The organism is Stenotrophomonas sp. HMWF003, from assembly GCF_003061285.1.
In the GTDB taxonomy this organism is placed as follows: Bacteria; Pseudomonadota; Gammaproteobacteria; order Xanthomonadales; family Xanthomonadaceae; genus Stenotrophomonas; species Stenotrophomonas maltophilia_AP.
Genome location: NZ_QAIW01000137.1, coordinates 1 through 3,014 on the forward strand (window position 1 = coordinate 1; position 3,014 = coordinate 3,014).

Sequence of the window (3,014 nt, forward strand, 5' to 3'; positions counted from 1 at the left end):
CCCGCCGCATCGCGGTGTCGGTGGCGCTGATCGCGCTGGTGGCCATCGGCATCTACAGCGGCTGGATCAAACCCCACGGCATCGGCGGTTGACCGCGTTCCACTGACGCCGCACCTGGACAGGTGCGGCCGGTGTCACCCCGACGCTACAGCACGTAGACGAACAGGAACAGCATCAGCCACACCACGTCGACGAAGTGCCAGTACCAGGCCGCCGCTTCGAAGCCGAAGTGGTTGTCGCGGGTGAAGTGGCCCTTGGCCGAGCGCAGCCACATCACGCCCAGCATGATGGTGCCCAGCAGCACGTGCGCGCCGTGGAAGCCGGTGAGCATGAAGAACGTGGAGCCGTAGATGCCCGAGCCCAGGGTGAGGTTGAGTTCCTTGTAGGCGTGGATGTATTCCTCGGCCTGCAGGGTCAGGAAGAACAGGCCCAGCACCACGGTCAGGCCCAGCCAGACCAGCAGCTGGCGGCGGTTGCCGGCCTTGAGCGCGTGGTGGGCGATGGTGAGGGTGACGCCGGAGGTGAGCAGGATCAGCGTGTTGATCAGCGGCAGGCCCCAGGCCGGAATGGTCTGGAAGTGCCCCCCGATACTGCCAGGGCCATTGGTAGGCCACGCAGCGGAATAACCGTCCCACAGCAGTTCGTTGGTCATCACCCCGTCGCCCTCGCCGCCCAGCCACGGCAGGCCCAGGTTGCGGGTGTAGAACAGCGCGCCGAAGAATGCGCCGAAGAACATCACTTCGGAAAAGATGAACCACACCATGCCCATGCGGAACGAACCGTCCACCTGGCGGTTGTAGTTGCCGGCCTGCGACTCGCGCACCACGTCGCTGAACCACCAGAACAGGGTGAGCACCAGCATCGCGATGCCGGCGTAGAAGGTCCACTTGCCCCAGCCCGAATCATTGAGCCAGCTGGCCACGCCCACCATGGTCACCATCATCGCGATGGAACCGATGAACGGCCATTTGCTGTGCGTGGGCACGAAGTACACGTTGGCATCGGGGCTTTGCTGGGCCATGGTCTTGGGGTCCGGTGCGTATCTAGGGAGCAGCGTGTGCGTTGGCTGTTGCCGCCACGGCGGCAGGCAGCTGCGCCGACAACGCGTCGTTCTTGTAGAAGGTGTAGGACAGCGTGATGGTCTTGATGTTGGCCGGCAGGTCCGGGTCGACGATGAAGCGCACCGGCATGTCGCGCTTTTCGCCGGCCTGCAGGGTCTGCGCGGTGAAGCAGAAGCATTCGGTCTTGCTGAAGTAGCCCGACGCCTTGGCCGGTGCGACCGACGGCACCGCGCTGCCCACCAGCGCGCGGTCGCTGTCGTTGCGGGCGTAATACAGCGCCTCGTTGAGCTCGCCCGGCACCACGTCCATGGTCAGCTGTTCGGGATGGAACGCCCACGGCAGCTTGGAATTGACCCCGCCGTCGAACTCCACCCGCACGGTGCGCTTGCCCGGCGTGGTGACGCCCGCCGCCGCCGCGCCGGGACCACGTTCCAGGCGTACGCCGAACACCTTCTCGCAGGCGATGCGGTACAGCGGCACCAGCGAGAAGGTCAGCACGAACACGGCCAACGCCACCCCGATCAGGCGGGGCAGGCCCGCCGTGCGTGCGGGAACGGCGGGGCCGGTGTCGCTCATCGCCCGATCACTCCGGTCAGGATGAAACCGACGTACACCGCCACCGCCACCAGCCCGATCTTCCAGGCAGTGCGGTGCGCGCGGCGGCGCTGCAGGTCTTGAATGTCCACGTTGTCCGGTGCGTTGGCCATGGTCGCCTCAGTGGGTGATGTCGTCATGGGCCAGGTCGCCCGGGCGGATCACCGGCGGCGTGGTGAAGGTGTGCGCCGGTGCCGGCGACGGCAGCGTCCATTCCAGCCCGCGCGCGCCTTCCCAGACCCGGTCGGTGGCCTTTTCGCCGTGACGCAGCGAGTGCAGCAGGATCGCGGCCATCATGAAGGGCGTGGCGAACATGCCGAACGCACCGATCGAGCTGATCAGGTTCCAGTCGGCGAACGCCACGCTGTAATCGGGGATGCGGCGCGGCATGCCGGCCAGGCCCAGGAAGTGCTGCGGGAAGAACAGCAGGTTCACGAACACGATGGACCACCAGAAGTGGAACTTGGCCCACTTCTCGCTGTACATCCGCCCGGTCCACTTCGGCCACCAGTAGTACACCGCGGCGATCAGCGCGAACACCGCGCCGGTGACCAGCACGTAGTGGAAGTGCGCCACCACGAAGTAGGTGTCGTGGTACTGGAAGTCGGCCACCACGATGGCCAGCATCAGCCCGGAGAAACCGCCGATGGTGAACAGGATCACGAACGCCACCGCCCACAGCATCGGGGCCTCGAACGTGAGCGAACCGCGCCACATGGTGCTCACCCAGTTGAACACCTTCACCCCGGTCGGGATGGAGATCAGCATGGTGGCGAACATGAAGTAGATTTCGCCGCCCAGCGGCATGCCCACGGTGAACATGTGGTGGGCCCAGACGATGAAGGACAGGAAGGCAATCGCCGCCACCGCGTAGACCATGGCCTGGTAGCCGAACAGCGGCTTGCGGCTGAAGGTGGGGATGATTTCACTGACCACGCCGAACGCCGGCAGGATCATGATGTACACCTCCGGGTGCCCGAAGAACCAGAAGATGTGCTGGAACATCACCGGGTCGCCGCCGCCGGCCGCGTTGAAGAAGCTGGTGCCGAAGAACTTGTCGGTGAGCAGCATGGTCACCGCACCGGCCAGCACCGGCATCACCGCGATCAGCAGGAAGGCGGTGATCAGCCAGGCCCAGCAGAAGATCGGCATTTTCAGCAGGTCGATGCCGGGCGCGCGCATGTTGAGCACGGTGGCGATGATGTTGATCGCGCCCATGATCGAACTGATGCCGGCCACGTGGATGGCGAACACGCTGAAGGCCACGTTGTAGCCACCCTGCAGCGACAGCGGCGGGTACAGCGTCCAGCCACCGGCCGGCGCCCCACCGGGCAGGAACAGGGTGACCAGGAGCAGGCT

General features: G+C 65.6%; 4 protein-coding genes and 1 pseudogene. 1 reads left to right on the forward strand and 4 read right to left on the reverse strand.

Going from position 1 to position 3,014, the window contains the following annotated elements; translation table 11 throughout:
* Positions 1-92 (forward strand): annotated as a pseudogene (locus DBR34_RS05270) (DUF2909 domain-containing protein); the annotation flags it as partial.
* A gap of 53 nt (positions 93-145) precedes the next feature.
* On the opposite strand, the gene DBR34_RS05275 reads toward DBR34_RS05270, so the two are convergent.
* From DBR34_RS05275 to DBR34_RS05285, 4 genes are all read right to left on the reverse strand, one after another.
* On the reverse strand, positions 146-1,021 hold the full coding sequence (locus DBR34_RS05275) for a cytochrome c oxidase subunit 3 (protein ID WP_128095989.1): 876 nt from the start codon (positions 1,019-1,021) through the stop codon (positions 146-148).
* A 22-nt stretch (positions 1,022-1,043) separates the two neighbouring features.
* Positions 1,044-1,637 carry a cytochrome c oxidase assembly protein gene (locus tag DBR34_RS05280; RefSeq protein ID WP_128095990.1) on the reverse strand — a complete coding sequence of 198 codons (594 nt, stop codon included), beginning with the start codon at positions 1,635-1,637 and terminating at the stop codon, positions 1,044-1,046.
* Entirely contained in the window at positions 1,634-1,768 is a 135-nt protein-coding gene (locus DBR34_RS22160; RefSeq protein ID WP_258223679.1) for a hypothetical protein, read from the reverse strand. Before DBR34_RS22160 ends, DBR34_RS05280 begins: the two co-directional genes overlap by 4 nt.
* Before the next feature lie 7 nt (positions 1,769-1,775).
* A partial coding sequence (locus DBR34_RS05285; protein WP_128095991.1) for a cbb3-type cytochrome c oxidase subunit I occupies positions 1,776-3,014 on the reverse strand: 1,239 nt, incomplete at its 5' end.